The sequence below is a fragment of the Thomasclavelia sp. genome, from assembly GCF_017889095.1.
Lineage (GTDB): Bacteria > Bacillota_I > Bacilli_A > Erysipelotrichales > Coprobacillaceae > Thomasclavelia.
Genome location: NZ_JAGHEW010000124.1, coordinates 1 through 16838, shown reverse-complemented (window position 1 = coordinate 16838; position 16838 = coordinate 1). Strand labels below are relative to the sequence as shown.

Here is a 16838-nt window from a genome sequence, read left to right as displayed (position 1 = left end):
AATATCTTACCATTTTTAATTAAATTTTTGCAGTTCATTAACTAACTTCTTTTTTCTATACACATTATAATATTAACTTAGAAAATAATCAATTTTTTAGGTATAATTAATCACATTTTCAAGAACAATTAATCATAAATAATACCCCTCATCTTATTTTGATATATTCACAGAAAACTGTCCATATTTTTCTGTTTTCAATAATTCAATAAAACTCCCGCGATTATCTACATTCATTCTTAATGAAATTGAGACTTCTCCCTTTGGCAAATATGAAAGATATGTACTGTACAGTTTCTTTTCTAATGAATTATTTGGTATTTCAGGCATAATTAATGTCTTTGTCTGTTCTTTAAATGAATAGATAATTTCACTTAATTTCTTTAAACTGACTTCATAAACTGGCTCAACTGTATAATAACCGTCTTTCTTAATAGGAGTCTGTCCAGTAACAGTATGCATAATTTCATCAACAACATCATCTATATAGCATAAAGGAACTATTGCATTAGGATTATCGATCTGAATATCAAGATCGTGAGTCATATTATAGCACCATGTTGCTACAACACTGTTGTAATTTAGTTTGCATTATTTTTCCAAATAAATTTGCAAAAACGGTAAATAAAAAAACAGGATTCTCGTGATCCTGACCAAAATTTGACAAATACTTTTCTCATATTTTCTTAGATTTTCCATAATCATTTTCTCTACCAGCCTGAATAGAAGAGGAAACTAAAACAAGATAATAATTATGATGTTTTTTTAGATATTTACATAATAGCTTTACTGTTCTATGTCCTCTTACTCCAATTTTTGCCTTTAATAAATTATCTTTTACATCTTCATTTACTAACCATTTAATTATTGACATTGCTCGATTAACATCTACCATATGACTAAAAGGATATCCTCCACCAAACCTAATATTCATTTCCAGTATATAATAATCTTTTCTATCACTTAATATATCTATTAAACAGGTTTTGAATTAGATTTAAAAAGCAAATATAATTATATTTAAACACCAAAAAATAGTTTAATTACTTGTTACTATAATATTATATAAAAATTTTTTTCTATTATTTAACATTATATTTTCATTAAATTGTTTTATTGGATTATTGAACAATCTAGACTGTTGTTCAATAATTCCTTTTAAATTATTTATAACTTTATCAAAACATTCATCCACATTAACTGCTAGGAAAAGTGATTCATCATAGCAGTGATTTTTAAATACCTGATCCAGTACGCCCTTTGATTTTGTATAGTAGTATGACTTATTTCCTAAAACATCTTTCAATATCTGGATTACCGGTATATTGTTTGCAATTGAAAATACAAATAAATGATATCTATTACAGATAACAAATTCAGCATTTTTTACAAGATTCAACGTATCTTCAATTTTTAAAAATCTTCCATTTTGAATATGAAAATATCTTAAGTTCCTAATTTTGGATGATAAATATTTACCCTGGTATTCTCCGCCATATTTAACATCAAAAGGTAAAAATATTACTTCCAAACCATATTTACTCTTTATTTTGTCAACAAATTCTTTATAATACTGTACATTTTCTTCTAATTCTTGCATTGAATAATATACTTCAAGAATAATATATTTTTTTTCAATTATTCTTTCTGATCTGTTTTTTAATACATCATTCAAAAAATATAAATCATCTGGCAATAAATCTAGTCTTTTATCACAAACTGTTTTAAACCATATAGGTGAATAAACATTGTCACGGGTTGCAAATTTTGCTAAATCCAGTGATGAAAAAAATAATCTGAACATTTCTTCACTTTTTAAAAATGGGCCGTATGTATTGCCTAAAAAATAAATTTGTTTTCCTAATTCGTTTGCCTTCAGGATAATACTCATAATTGACAGCAACTTATTTTGACGATGTTTAGCATTCCATAAATGATTAAAATATCCTCCACCTATAACAATTAGTTTATCTATTTCTTTTATTTTTTTAAATATCTCATCTCTATTGATTATTTTTTTATACATTTCTAAAGGTATAAATGGATAATCATTGAATTCTACAGTATATTCCTTGCTATATTGAATCTCAGGTTTTTCTATATCTATTTGTAAATATTCAATATCGTAATCTTTCAAATAATAATTACATATCTCTTCTGTATTTATACTATCATATGTAAAAATTAAATTTTTTTCTCCTGTATTTATATCCAATACATTATTAATAAGCATTGCATAATCTCCAAAATTCGAATCTCCAAAAGGACCTATATATCCTATACACACTGCTATTTCCTCCAATCGATTAAGCATTCTATCATATCTATATCAAAAACATATATCCCCAGCTTATTTTTGACATCATTCCGTTCTGCAAATGAATCATCAATAAAAATACTATTTTTAGGATCTATATACTCCGCTTTACTTTTAGCTGAACCAATATGATAAATATTTTCAAAAATTTCTTTTGAAATCTTGTGTTTTTTCAATGTAGCATCTACATTTTTCGCATGTCTGGTTAACAGAAAAATACTTATATTTTTATTGATACACTGATATAGATAGCTCATAAGAGTTACATTTATTTTTTCGTTTATGATCAATGTATCATCTAAATCAACATAAACCTTATTATAATTAATATTCAGTTTGTATCTGTTTATAAATGCTCTATCCAGTACAATACTGTAATCATTTGTTATAATAGAGCAGTCAATTCCCTTATTAGCATATATAGACAGTAAAGGAAAATTTATTCCTCTGTTTCTGCTCAATCCCATTGTTCCAGGAATTCTTGGTGATATTTCCAACAGTTTATAGTTATCTGCTGAATCTCTTTTCAATTGAAAAAACCATGCTCCTAAAAACTTGAACCTGCTGTTGATAATTTCTGCAATCTGTCTGATTTCATCTGTTAATTTGATATTTTCTGATTTTACAGCTATCCCATTACGTATCCTTAAACGCGATCTAGGAGATATAACTTTTAACTCGTTTCTGCAACCGGTATAACAGTCTACTGTAATTTCTTCACCTGGTAAATATTCACAAATTATATCTGTATCCGTATAATATATTTTTAATTCTTCTTTAGACCATATGATTCTGGCACCTTTCGATCCCTGACCAACCTTAGGTTTTAAAAAAACAGGAAATTTCTTACATTCACATGCTGAATAGATTTCAGGAATAAAATTTTCGTCCTTCAAATATTTATATGTTTTTTCTTTTGAACGGCATATTTCTACTGTTTCTAATTCCGTAGTAATTATATTTGCATTAATTTTTTCCCTGTTCTCAGTTAAATTCATAACAACACTGTCATGAGCTGGATAAACATAATCGATATCATATTTATCAATTATCTTATTTAAAAAAGGTATGAAATCTGGATCGTCAACAAAGGGGAAGCCAGTAATTATTCGTTCATATACCATTAATGAATGATCATCAATACTTGTACCGCCAAATAAAGTAACAAATTTAGAATTTTTTAAAGCATTAAATATTTCAAATGAGATTTCTGTTCCCGCGGGAAAAATCAAAATATTATCTTTTGCCATAATAATTACCTCGCATAATTTGATTTCATATCTAAAATAAGCTTACAAATTCGATCTACTTCATCTGGTTTTAGATCTGCATATAATGGTAATGTTAAAACTCTTTTAGAAATATGCAATGCCTCAGGAGTCTGATTTACATCGTATTTTCCATGAAAGCAGTCAAATGTATTAGTTAGCGGATAAAAATACTTGCGCGCAAAAACATCATATTTCTTTAGCTCATCATATATTTCATTTCTGGATACACCGAATACTTTCTCATCGATAACAATTGGAAAATATGCATAGTTTGATTCTACATTTTCCTGAACCGGTGACAGTTTGATGCCATCAATACCATTGAAATTATCACGGTATCTTTCAACAATTTTTTTTCTTTTTTGAATTTCTTCATCTACATGTTTTAAATTGCATAGTCCCATAGCGGCCTGAAATTCATTCATCTTCGCATTAGATCCAACTCCATCGACAACTGTTTCATTTTTGATTCCAAAGTTTTTTAATTTATAAAGTTTTCTTCCAAATTCTTCATCGTTAAAACATACTGCTCCGCCTTCTATCGTATTAAATACTTTTGTAGCGTGAAAGCTGAACATTGATGCATCTCCAAATGAACCGATTCCTTTTCCTTTATATCTGACACCAAATGTATGGGCAGCATCATATATTACTTTTAAATCATATTTTTTTGCTATTCTTTCAATTTCTTCTACATTACATATATTTCCATAAACATGTACTGGAATAATTGCTGACGTCCTGTCAGTAATTAACTCTTCAATCTTTGTAACATCAATGGTATAGTCATCTGGATCGATATCACAGAATACTGGTGTCAGTCCATTTCGTACAATTGCATGCGTAGTTGAAGCAAAAGTAAAAGGTGTGGTTATCACCTCACCCGTTAAATTCATTGCCTGTATTCCTAATTCCAATGACAAATGTCCATTTGTCATCAAAGATATATTTTCTACATCTAAATATTCTTTTAATTCACTTTCCAGTCTTTTATGTTTACTTCCCATATTAGTAAGCCAATGAGTATTCCATATATCTTTTATCTCATCAATATATTCATCTATTTCTGGCATAGATGATCTTGTTACTAAAATTTTATTCATATTTTACCTCCATAATCATAAACTTTAATACTTTCTTTTAACCTATTAAATGTTTCTATTTGATAAACAGCTTCTAAAACTTGCTTTTCATTAATCGTATTCTAAACAATTCTAAGAAAGCAAAAATAAAATATATAACCAAAACACTTATCATTGTTTAAACATACAAAACACTAAATAGTGTTACTAATAGCTAATTAATTCATTTATTATTTGTCATATTTAAATTTAAAAAAGTGGTATAAATAATATAATAGCAAACTGTTTATTTTTATTTATTATCATAATACGTACCATAAGATAAATTATCCAAACATAAAATATCTCTTACAATTTAAGTTGTATTAAAATATTGATCATAATCATTACTATCCTAAGTACTCTATATTAAATTTTATTACACTAACATTTATTTTTTGAATTTATATTTTTAATAGTGTTTACTATATATGTATATGGTTCTAATTTAAACAATATTGAAAAAAACATATATATGACTGCACCCAATATCACTTGAACTATAATCAATAAAAGAGATTTATCAATTATATAACTAACTGGATAAATAATAATTGCCATTAATAAAGATAATAACAAACTGGGTAAAAGATCTCTTATTTGATCCATATAGCTATATCTTAATATTTTTGAATTTGGAAAAGCGTTGATAAAACTGCTTAACAAAGTTGAAACTATCATGCTTAAAGCTATTGCCATAACTCCATAATTCATTGAAATTACTAATAATACTATACCTATAATTTTTTTTATAATTTCCAGTTTTAAAAATAAATCACTTCTACCTATTGCCTTCAATGCTTCTAAATTTGCAGTATGAATAGGCCAAAATCCATAAGTAAAACAGGCTATTTGTAAATAAGGAACACATGGCAACCATTTATCAGTAAGCATCCATGAAATTAAAGGTTTAGAAATAACAGCCAATCCAAACATTAATGGCCACATAATATATGAGCTTGTTTTTATAGCCTTTCTAGTCATATTTCTTACAATTTCTAAATTCTCCTGATTTTGTGAAATTGCCGGAAATAAAACACTGCTAATAGAAGTATTAACATTTGTAACGACTAACTGAGGATACTGTTGCCCTCTATTATAATATGCTAAATCAGATGAACTGTATTTACCGCCAATAACTAAACTTCTAAGCTGCTGATATCCCGTATCTATTAAGCTTGAAAGTAACAGTTTCCATCCAAAAGAAAAAAGAGCTGTAACTCTTTTAAATGAAAATACAAGATTGGGTCTCCACTTTACAGTAAACCATAATACTGTAGTATCAACAACAGTATTAGTTAAATACTGGGCTACTAAAGCCCATATTCCAAACCCTTTATAAGCCATTATACATCCAACAAATCCTGATAATATTGTTCCAAATAACGTAGAAAAGAAAAACCTTTTAAAAAGCATATTTTTAGAAACATATGCCTGCTGTATAGAATTGAACGCAGCTATAGGCACTCTTAGTCCTAAAACTCTTAAAATCATGGTTAATGACTCATTATTATAAAGATCAGCAATATGAGGAGCTAGAATAAATAATAAGATATAAATTATAAAAGATAAAAATATACTAAAATATAATACAGAAGAATAATCTACATTATCTACATTTAATTTTTGTATAAGTGCATTTCCAAAACCAGCATTAGCAAATACATCAGCAATCGAAATAAAAACCATTACCAAAGCTATTGTTCCATATTCTGAAGGTGAAAGTAGCCTAGCAAGAACTATCGAAACAATAAAGGTTACTATTTGTGCCAGCATTCTTTCGCTAAATTTCCATATTAGATTTGAAATAATTTTATTCATCTAAATTCCCCTTAATTTATGATGTATTTTAATTAAAAATGGAAAATAACTTTTACAAAATAAAATAATTCTTTGTTTATAACTTAATCTATTAAAATTATATCGATCATTTTTCTTAAATTCATAATACTTATAATAACGAATTGCTTTTTGCATATTATAATTTTCAATTTCTTCCTGTAATATGTTATCATATTTATAATTATAATGTACATTTATTTCATCCAAAATCGATTTCATTTTTTCTATATGTTTGTTAAAAAAATCATTATCTTCAATATATTTTTGCGTCCATGATCCCTCAGAAGAAAATCTGTATACACTCATTATTTGTGACATATAATGAACTTTTCCCATACTTGCATAATAAATACACATAATATAATCTCCTATATCAGAGTTATGATAAAAATCCGGTAGAGAAAAAAACAACTCACTTCTGAAAAGCATTGAATTTGTAGCAATAAAATCTCCACCACCTAATATAATATCTTTTATACTGTAATCTATATTTTTATTACCTCCTATTGTTTTCATTATTTGTCCTTTAATATTAACCATATTGGCTCGATGAACAACTAAGGAATAGTCATCATTCTTTTCTAAAAAATCAACCTGTTTTTGGAGTTTAGAATTATCACACCAATAATCATCACCTTCATTAATCGCAATATACTTTCCCTTTACATAAGGGATAAACAAGGGCATAATCTTTTTTCCTTTACTATATTGATTTTCTCTTTCTAATAATAATGTAATTTTATCTGGATATTTTTTCTTGTATCTTTTTAAAATTTCAACAGTGCCATCTGATGAGCAATCATCATGCACTAAAACTTCAAATTCAAAATTTGTTTTTTGATCTAAAATACTATTTAAAGCTTGTTCAATATATTTTTTTTGATTATAAGTAATGACACAAACACTTACTCTATATTCTTGTTCCATACTATTTCTCACTATGAAGCAATCTGATTAAGATAAACAACAATTTATAAATATATTTATATGTTTCAAAATAATAAAATCTAACGTTAAATCAATTTTTTTCAACAAATTGTATTCTAAATAACGAAAACGAAAGATATCAATATCAATAACAATGTCATCTCTATTTATGTTTTAAAAATTTTATACATACTATTGTTATTATTCGCCCTTTCTCAGCTCTTCATATCCTTTCTTTTAAAATTTTAACATATAGTTAAGTATACTTGATACATCTCTACAAATTCAAAACTATTATAAAATTGTAAAAAATTATAGAATGCATAATCTAAACACTCTATTTCACAATTTCTTTCTACGAACTAAAAAATATATTTAATATCTTGATCCCACCTTTTTTATTACTGAAGAAAAATAAACTTTGTTTATTAAAAACATAGTTCTTACTTTTACTAAAATAAAAAATATTTAGCATTAATTAATCAAACTAATTTATTAATCTTTTTCATGTGTAAAAATCAAAAAATTTTGAAATTAAATATCTATTTTTATCTTATTAAACAATTCCTACATTAGTCTTATATTCTATTATTTTTTATGAGAAGTTTATTAACAACAGATATAATCATATAAATAAGAACCAAATTCCAAACATAAACTCTAACAAAATCTCTAAAATATCCTCTAATCCACATCAAAAGAATAACAAAAATAGGTAGAATTTTAATTACACTAATCCAGTTATTATTTTTTGCCGAAATTATAAATTTTTTTTCTATCCATACAATAATTATTCCTATAAATAAAGAAAATATCAAACTATACCACCCGAAATTAAAATATAACTCACCAATATATGATCCGCCTAGTCCAGCCCTATAATAAGATGGAAAATTATTAGTATATAACAAATACTTATCCACTAAACCAAACACACCACTTACACTAGGAAATACAGTAATTATAGGTGTAATATATGTAAGGCCAAACCCATATGGATTTATTAACGGAATACACAACATACTATAATATACAGAATAAAATGTAACTCCAAATTCACCAAAAGCATCAAAAATGATATTATTTCCAGTTAAATATTTTATAAAATTATTAGCAACATCCGAATATGATAAATTAGATTGTCTATAATCAGCAATTATATTCAAGAAGGCTAATAGTAATAAGGAAAATATTAGTAATTTAATTATTTTTATATATGATATTTTTGTTTTTAATATTATAAAATAAACATATGCGCCTACAATTATAAATAATATAGAATTAAATCTATTACCACTAAACATGGGAATAATTAAAAAAAGATTATACAGAACATAAAGTATAGTTAACTTTTTCTTTTCCTTTCTATATGCTATCATTAAAAAAATTATTCCATATTTAAAAAAATTTGAAAAAGTATTTATTATTCCTGATTCGACAAATTGAGTAGTTGCTAGATATCCACCAGTTAAATAGCTACTAATTAGATTATAATCAACATATATTTCAAAAAATATACCTATAAAAATAAATACTTTACCAATAATCTTAAAATAATCATTAGGTATCATCTTATTATTAAATTCATATTTAAATCTTATATTGTTTCCTATTATCATTCCTATAATGATTAATCCTATTATTGTCGAGATAAATATTCCTGGTTCCAAAATATCAGTAATTTCTAAATTATTGAATGTATCAAAATAGTATGGTACATCAGCATCAATATTGAATGTATAAATAAAAAAATGCCCTAAATGGGTAATAATTGTCAATATCACAAATATATATGAAATAGAAAATATCTTCATATTTGATTTGATAATCGAAAAAGTAAATAATATTATTTGAATAATACTAATAAAAGTTATCATATTAATATTTTTAAACATCCATAACATGAGAATTGAACTTATTAACAGTAATATTACAATGCTATCATATTTTTTAATTGTAAATATTTTTTTCATACAAATTCCTCATAAAATAAATATATTTTTAATTCCTTACCTAAAGTTATATGATATAATTTAAAATTTTTTATTAGCTATTCTTTTATATAGCTTTATATCAGTCGTAAAGATCAATAGTTTAATTAAGGTTTTTAATGTTTTAGATGTTTTTATCAAAAATATATAATCCTCTTTGCTTTTATTAATATTTATGCCTTCAAAAGACCATCTTCTCATATATTGCCGAGCTAAATAATCATAAAGAACTCTTTTATCACTTTTTTTTAAATTCATTTTTTTATAATAATTAAATAATTCATTACAATTTAATTTAATTGCTTCTATATTTTTTGACTTATCTTTTTTTGTAGTAATAGAATTATCCCTTATTCTGTAATTATATAATGTCTCATCAACATAAATTATTTTAGAAGCATTTATATATAATTTTGGTGTCCACAATTCATCTTCATGTATTCTATCTTTTTTAAAATAAATATTATTATCAATTAAATACTTTTTGTTTACACATTTTAACCATGCTGGCGCAAAAATGCACCTTTTTTTTATATTCTCGCTCATGTATCGAATACCCTCGATAGGTTTATCAGTTTGTGAATAAACAAAATTTAGTTTATGTAAATTATCTTTAGATCTTACAGTTGCATTATACTCAACTATCTCTATCCCAGGATATTGATCAATAGTTTTGCTTATTAATTTCAAACAATTCAACTCTAAATAATCATCACTGTCTACAAAAATCAAATAATCACCTTTTGATTTATTTATCCCATAATTTCGTGCATCTGATAAGCCACCATTTTCTTTAACAAAATAAAAAAAATTACTATAACCTTCAGCAAAAGTTTTAGCAATTTCACCACTACTATCTGTCGAGCCATCATCTACTAATATAACCTCATAATCTTTATATGTCTGATTTATTATACTTATTAAGCATTCGTTTAACCACTCTTGTACATTATAAATTGGTACAACTATACTAAATCTAATTTTAATCACCTCTTTTTATCTAATTAAATGAACTTAAAAATATTTTTATAATCAAATAAAATGAATTTACTTACTATTAACTAAATCTAAATTATTAATATCCAAGTCTTTGCCTTATAAAAAATGATTTTAATAACCTCATTATTTAATATAAATTTAGTGTTTTAAATAAAAAACAGAAAATATATTTAATCAATCTATAATACTTTTCTAATCCTTATAGTCAAAATTTTATAGTTTTTTTAAGAGAAAAATAAAAAATTTGTATAATGAAGTCAATTAAGCAAAAAATTAAAAAAAATTTTTTTTAGATACAATAGATTTCTAAAATTTATGAAATAACTAGAGCAATCTACAAATCCATATTTTCATCTTGTCTAATAAAAATCGAAAATCATTTTATAAATATAACTTTGAGATTATGATTCTTCTAAAATATTTCAATTCATAAAAAATATACAATATTAAATAAAAAAATATGGAGAAATATCCCAATCGATAAAATTCTCTAATATTTTTTTTTCTCCTTTATGCATCTCTTTTAAATTTCTTGATAATCCGGATTTTCTCGATTCTCCCTGATGATTATCATAAATTACTAATTGTTCAGGAATATAATAATAGTTAAAATCATGTGCAACTTTAATAAAAAAATTAGCATCTTCTGAATATCTCTGTTTTTCATCAAAATAACCACATTTTTCACAAACTTTCTTTTTAATTAAAACTGTAGATGTTTGTGGATACATTTTTATACAAAGTTCCTTAACTGTAGCTTTATGAATAGTATCTATTTTCTTTCCTAAGATTTTCAATACCTTTTTCGTGTGATTTGTTCCAACAAAATCAACATCAATGTTATTATTAATAAAATTAGCTTGTACTGCCAATTTTTTAGGTACCCAAAAATCATCAGAATCACAAAAAGCAATCCATTTTGTATCACATGATTTTATGCCAATATTCCTAGCTGATGAAACACCACTATTTTCTTTTTTTATAATTCTCACATTTGTTTTTGCATGGTTCCTATAATCATTTACAATGTTATATGTTTCATCTGTAGAACCGTCATCAACTAATACAATTTCTTTGATATAGTTTATGCCAGTTTGATTACATATTGAATCCAATGTTCTAATAATTGTCTTTTGCGAATTATACATTGGAATTACTACAGTAATATCATTATTATTTATATTCATTTTTTATCCTTTCCCAGTTATTTGTTTTTAAATTATATTTTTTAATTACTTTTGCCGGTATTCCTGCAATAACACTATAATCATCATAATTTCCTCGAACAACTGCATGAGCACCTATTACACAGTGATCTTTCAACTCTGTTCCAGCCTGTATTACCGCATTAAATCCAATAAAACAATTTTTTCCAATAACTGTTTTTTTTGATATAAAGCCTTGTTCAAGAATTGGTTTGTCAATATCAGAATAATTATGATCCATATTTGTAATGCAAACATTTCCAGTAATCGTAGTTCCTGATCTAATTCTCAATTCCTTTTTTCCAGAAGTTATATGAACATTTTGTCCTATGGAAACATTATCTTCAATTACAATACTTCCATTGTCATGACATTCCAATCTTGCTCCAGGATATATTCTAACTCTATTACCGAGATAAATTTTTTTAGGATTAATGATAGAGATTGGTTTACCAAAATACCCAATCTTACCTACTTTTTTTAAATATACTTTGTAAAATTGAAAACGTATTGCCCACATTATTTTCCTAAAATCCATCTATATCACCTCAAAATGTATTAAAAATATCACTTTATCATTATCTGTGTCTCATATTACAAAAATCTTTAATGTGCCTAATATCTTTTATTTCATAAATAATTAATATATTTGCATAATATTCATTATTTTTTTATCTATCCTTAAATATTTATTTTACATTTTTTTCTATTATATTTATCTTAAAATCATCTCCCCATATTGCCTTTGAATCATAAGGTCGGTCTGGAAATGCACCATATTGAAGTTTTATACTGTAGTTATTTTCTTTAATAAATCTTTCTACTCTGTCAGCTAATTTTTCAGGTCTTCCAGAACAAATGTTTATTATTCCATTAATTTCTGTTTGTGACACAGTATCAGCTACCAGTTTACAAAATTCATCATAATCCAAAAAATCAAACTGATTTAATCCTAATGTAAATGGAAATTCCTTTTTTCCTTCATTAACAGCCTGAGTTATTTTGGAAAAAATTGAACTTCCACTTGTACTGTTTCCAACTATATAAAAACCTCTCAGCCATTGGAAAACCACTTTATCACCACAAACAAGTTCAACTGCTTTTCTTAATGCATTTTTGCTTATCCCATATAAACTTTGAGGATTACATGAAGTATGTTCATTAATGCTTCCTTCATAAAATCCAATTTCATGCATACTTCCTAAAACAGCTACATGCTTGATATCTGAGTTAATCATTTTGTTAATAAAATTATAATGTTTTGGTAAATCATTGATATGATTTACTGAATCATGTACAAATCCATCTCGCCATGCTAAATGAAGCAAAATATCAGGTCTTCCAAAATATTTATATGGATCTTTTATGTTAAAGATATCTGCTGTTTTTATTTCTGCTCTTTTATCAATTTTCTCATCATTAAAATCAGTTGCTACAACATCTAAACCTCTTTCCAGTAGTTCCCTTGTCACCCCCTGACCAAGATATCCATTAGCACCAGTTACTAATATTTTCATTTTAAATCACCTCCGAATACTTCCATCAGCCATCCATGAAGGCTGTACTTTTCATATATATATCCTGGTATTTTTTCATATGGCCTTTCCATAAAATTTCTGTCTATTTTGAAATCATTTCTGCTGCAAACTAATATATTATTTGGATTATAAAAATCATAGTTGACTATATCTTTATTAGTAGTTACTATTTTTTTATTCATTCCAATCATCTCAATTGTACGCATTGTAAGTCCAGTTTGATTGGGATGCTGAATATCTATTACTGCATTGGAGTCATTAATAATTTCTGAAATTTTTTTTGACGAAATTTTATCGAATTTGAAATCTCTGATTTTTGTATCTCTAAACTCTTTTTTTGTTATTTTATAAAAATAATAAATAAACTTACTCTGCAAATATGGATAAAAAAATATGTCCGATTTGCCGTCTTTTTCTAACTCTTTTATTTCTTTCAAAATTTTATATCTGTCAGAGTGTACAGTTCCAACAAAACATAAATAATATTTATGATCTATACTTTCAATATTGTTTCTTTTATATTCATCGCAGTAAAATAATGGTCTAAAATGAATCTTTTTATTTTTTAAACAATCATTCCGATCAAAAGAGCATATAAAATCAAAATATTTTAATTTGTTTTCTATATTTTTTATATTTATTAAGGAATCATATAAATATAAACAAAATTTAGCTTTTGAAAATTTATTCCTGTATATTGTTAAAATTTTTTCTGTTGCCATTTCACATTTTATAAACAATACATAATCGTAACTTCTTTCACCGATATTTTTTAATATATTTAAGTAATAGTTTTCCGTCTTTCTTTTAAAAATATCAGGATTTATTTTTAATAAAGATTTTTGCCAACTGCTGCTGATTGATCTTTCATCAAACATATCAACTTTTGCACCTAACTCTTCCATTTTAATTTTAATTTTCTTCTCATAGCCAAAAAAAGATGGTGCAAAAAAAAGAATTCGTTTGTTTTTTAGTTCTACCATAAAACACCTCATCTTTATCTCTATTTCTATTCATAAAATATATTTAAATATATTTTTTATATCTTAGATTACCAAAGCATTTAGTGACTAACCCTATTTTTCCTATCAATAATCTAATTAACCAATTAAAAAAAGGTATGTATAATACTTTTACCTTTTCATCTTCCATTTGTTTCTTTACTATTTCATATGTACACATATACTGTTCATTCTGTGGTAAAAACATTCCAAACTTATTATTCGAAATTATTTTTTCAATTTGTTCACTTAATTTTTCTACCGTTATAGAACTGCGCTCATTCTTTATGGTTGGAAAAACATGAAATTTTCTTACCGCCTTAAACAGTCTAGTTAAATTACCTGGACAATTTTCACCGTAGACCATTGGTGGCCTTACAATAGATACTATAAAATTTTCATCAGCCATTTTTAATATTTCTTTTTCAGCTTCAAGTTTACTTTTGCCATAGTTTGTCTTTGGTTTAGCTGGTGTATAAATACCAATCAGTTTTTTAGAATGATCTAACCCATAAACACTCATTGAACTCATAAATATAAACTGTTTTACTTTTGATTCCTTTGCTTTTAATGCTGTTTTAACAGCTAAATCACGATTTACTTTATAATACAAATAAGCATTTTCCTTTGTTTCTTTTTGATGTGCTATCCCGGCTACATGAAAAACTGTATCGTAATTAGAAAAGTCATATTCCTTCCACTTAGGATCTTGCATATCTAATGTATCTATCTGATAGTCGTTTGGATGGTATTCATTTATATACTTTTCAAATGATGTTCCGATATAGCTGTTGGCTCCAGTTATCAGTACTCTTTTCATGATACTTCACCATCCTTTTTATGTATCTCTCCTGTTCCTCCTTCAACTACTCCATCACTCTTTAGTACTGATGTGATCGTTCCAAGGAAACATTTGATGTCAAATAAAAAAGAGATACGTTTTACGTATTCTCCATCTAATCTTGCCTTTACCGGTATTTCCAGTTCATCTCTTCCGTTAATTTGTGCCCAGCCTGTTAGTCCCGGTCTTACATCATTAGCGTGATATTTATCTCTTTCTTCAATTAAGTCATCCTGATTCCATAAGGCCGGTCTTGGTCCAATGATTGCCATTTCCCCTTTTAGGATATTTAATATTTGTGGTAATTCATCTAACGATGTCTTTCTTAAAAACTTGCCAGCTTTAGTGATATACTGATCAGGATCAGCTAACATATGAGTTGGCATATCCTTAGGTGTATCAATATACATCGTTCTAAACTTGTAGATATTAAAATATGTTTTATTGATTCCGATTCTTTTCTGTTTAAATAAAACTGAACCTTTACTGTCCAGTTTTATCCAGATACAGAGAATTAAAAATATCGGGCTTAATACAATTAATCCGCATAAAGAAAGAATAAAATCTAATATTCTTTTAATTCCATTTTTATACATTGAACCACCTGCTTAAATAAAACAATAAATCTTTTATTTTTCCTCTCTCCCATCTAAAAAGCAAAAAAAAGAATATAGTCTCCCCTACCCCAAGTAGAGTTGACTATATTCAAGATACATGCTGGAGGCGGTAAACCATTCTCCCCAGCTTATTCTTTGCTTGTTAATTCTATTCCTGCTTTTATGGTTCTATCCATAAAAGACAAATCTAAATAAGCAAATCGATCATGCTTGTCTATTTTAATGATGTTTTTTTCAAAGTATCTTAGCGGTCCACTAATTACTTTAGCTTTACCATCTTGTAAAAATACTTGGGATATTCTTACAACGTGGTTTTCATCAAGTAGTTTTTCAAACATCTCGATTTCTTGCTTTCTTAGTGCCGATGCATCTTTGTTTTTTAGCTGTCTTATTAGTCCATCTTTTTCTTCTTTCATGTCATAAAGAAATTGATTAAACTCTATTTGTAAAAGATTGGACTTTACAAAAACATAGCCGTTAAACATCGGCTTAATTTCATAGCTTTTACTACTGCGACGATAATATTCATAACAGGGAATAAAAGCTTCTACTGTTCCCTTTTGATTTAGTCTTTTTACCAGTTGGGCACTTTTAACACTTAGTGTGTGTAATACATACCAATTGGTCATGATTTACTTACTACTTCCAAGGGAACTTTCATTTGTTTGTTTGATAGACTAAGTTCTAAGGTAGCTAATCGTTTATGACGGTCGATTTTAATAACCTTGTCTTCTAGTCCGATTAATGGTCCTTGATCAACAATCAAAACCGAATTAACAATATTACCGACTGAATGGCGAACGATTTTTTCGTTATTAAGCATTTTTTCTAATAACACCACTTCTTGATCGTCTAAAGCATAAATTTCATCGTGTTCAAGTAATGATGCTAAATTATCAACACTATTAAAAAAGTGATGAAACTGCTTTTTAAACTCATCAAGATTTAAACTAGTTTTGATAAAAACATAATCAGGATAAAGATCTTTGATCAAATAATCTTTTTTTCCTTTGATGTTATACCAGCGTTCCATTTTAGGAACAAAAGCACTAATGTCATCAAAGCGATTAAAAAATTCAACGACCTGATTAGTGTAATTAGTTCTTACATGAACAACATACCAGTACAAATGACCCCTCTCCCTTCATAAAAAAGCATCCTAGAATAT

General features: G+C 26.3%; 17 protein-coding genes. All 17 read right to left on the bottom strand.

Annotation, left to right across the window (positions count from 1 at the left end):
* Positions 1–153 precede the first annotated feature (153 nt).
* Positions 154–546, bottom strand: a complete 393-nt coding sequence (locus tag J7M77_RS05560) for a hypothetical protein (RefSeq protein ID WP_296876843.1) — start codon at positions 544–546, stop codon at positions 154–156.
* 130 nt (positions 547–676) lie between these two features.
* The gene (locus J7M77_RS05555; RefSeq protein WP_296876842.1) at positions 677–895 is read right to left on the bottom strand and encodes a hypothetical protein; all 219 of its coding nucleotides are present in this window, start codon (positions 893–895) and stop codon (positions 677–679) included.
* Positions 896–1039: 144 nt separating this feature from the next.
* Positions 1040–2287, bottom strand: a complete 1248-nt coding sequence (locus tag J7M77_RS05550; protein WP_296876841.1) for a polysaccharide pyruvyl transferase family protein — start codon at positions 2285–2287, stop codon at positions 1040–1042.
* 2 nt (positions 2288–2289) lie between these two features.
* Positions 2290–3567 (bottom strand): ATP-grasp domain-containing protein, encoded by a 1278-nt coding sequence (locus J7M77_RS05545; RefSeq protein WP_296876840.1) that lies wholly within the window; start codon positions 3565–3567, stop codon positions 2290–2292.
* A 5-nt stretch (positions 3568–3572) separates the two neighbouring features.
* Positions 3573–4691, bottom strand: a complete 1119-nt coding sequence (locus J7M77_RS05540; protein ID WP_296876839.1) for a DegT/DnrJ/EryC1/StrS aminotransferase family protein — start codon at positions 4689–4691, stop codon at positions 3573–3575.
* Between the two features lie 402 nt (positions 4692–5093).
* Complete coding sequence (locus J7M77_RS05535) at positions 5094–6530, bottom strand: lipopolysaccharide biosynthesis protein (protein ID WP_296876838.1); 1437 nt, start codon at positions 6528–6530, stop codon at positions 5094–5096.
* Positions 6531–7478 carry a glycosyltransferase gene (locus tag J7M77_RS05530; protein WP_296876837.1) on the bottom strand — a complete coding sequence of 316 codons (948 nt, stop codon included), beginning with the start codon at positions 7476–7478 and terminating at the stop codon, positions 6531–6533.
* Between the two features lie 578 nt (positions 7479–8056).
* The gene (gene wzy / locus J7M77_RS05525) at positions 8057–9451 is read right to left on the bottom strand and encodes an O-antigen polysaccharide polymerase Wzy (protein ID WP_296876836.1); all 1395 of its coding nucleotides are present in this window, start codon (positions 9449–9451) and stop codon (positions 8057–8059) included.
* Between the two features lie 60 nt (positions 9452–9511).
* Positions 9512–10459: a glycosyltransferase gene (locus J7M77_RS05520; protein WP_296876835.1), complete on the bottom strand. Its 948-nt coding sequence runs from the start codon at positions 10457–10459 to the stop codon at positions 9512–9514.
* 455 nt (positions 10460–10914) lie between these two features.
* The gene (locus tag J7M77_RS05515; protein ID WP_296876834.1) at positions 10915–11655 is read right to left on the bottom strand and encodes a glycosyltransferase family A protein; all 741 of its coding nucleotides are present in this window, start codon (positions 11653–11655) and stop codon (positions 10915–10917) included.
* The gene (locus J7M77_RS05510; RefSeq protein WP_296876833.1) at positions 11642–12211 is read right to left on the bottom strand and encodes an acyltransferase; all 570 of its coding nucleotides are present in this window, start codon (positions 12209–12211) and stop codon (positions 11642–11644) included. The genes J7M77_RS05515 and J7M77_RS05510 overlap by 14 nt, the downstream gene beginning before the upstream one ends.
* A 151-nt stretch (positions 12212–12362) precedes the next feature.
* The gene (locus J7M77_RS05505; RefSeq protein ID WP_296876832.1) at positions 12363–13190 is read right to left on the bottom strand and encodes an NAD(P)-dependent oxidoreductase; all 828 of its coding nucleotides are present in this window, start codon (positions 13188–13190) and stop codon (positions 12363–12365) included.
* Positions 13187–14194, bottom strand: a complete 1008-nt coding sequence (locus J7M77_RS05500; protein ID WP_296876831.1) for a hypothetical protein — start codon at positions 14192–14194, stop codon at positions 13187–13189. Before J7M77_RS05500 ends, J7M77_RS05505 begins: the two co-directional genes overlap by 4 nt.
* Positions 14195–14237: 43 nt before the next feature.
* Positions 14238–15032, bottom strand: coding sequence for an NAD-dependent epimerase/dehydratase family protein (locus tag J7M77_RS05495; RefSeq protein ID WP_296876830.1), 795 nt, complete (start codon positions 15030–15032; stop codon positions 14238–14240).
* Positions 15029–15649, bottom strand: coding sequence for a sugar transferase (locus J7M77_RS05490; RefSeq protein WP_296876829.1), 621 nt, complete (start codon positions 15647–15649; stop codon positions 15029–15031). The genes J7M77_RS05495 and J7M77_RS05490 overlap by 4 nt, the downstream gene beginning before the upstream one ends.
* A 149-nt stretch (positions 15650–15798) precedes the next feature.
* Positions 15799–16299, bottom strand: coding sequence for a transcription termination/antitermination NusG family protein (locus tag J7M77_RS05485; RefSeq protein WP_296876828.1), 501 nt, complete (start codon positions 16297–16299; stop codon positions 15799–15801).
* Positions 16296–16799, bottom strand: coding sequence for a transcription termination/antitermination NusG family protein (locus J7M77_RS05480; protein ID WP_296876827.1), 504 nt, complete (start codon positions 16797–16799; stop codon positions 16296–16298). The genes J7M77_RS05485 and J7M77_RS05480 overlap by 4 nt, the downstream gene beginning before the upstream one ends.
* Positions 16800–16838 lie beyond the last annotated feature (39 nt).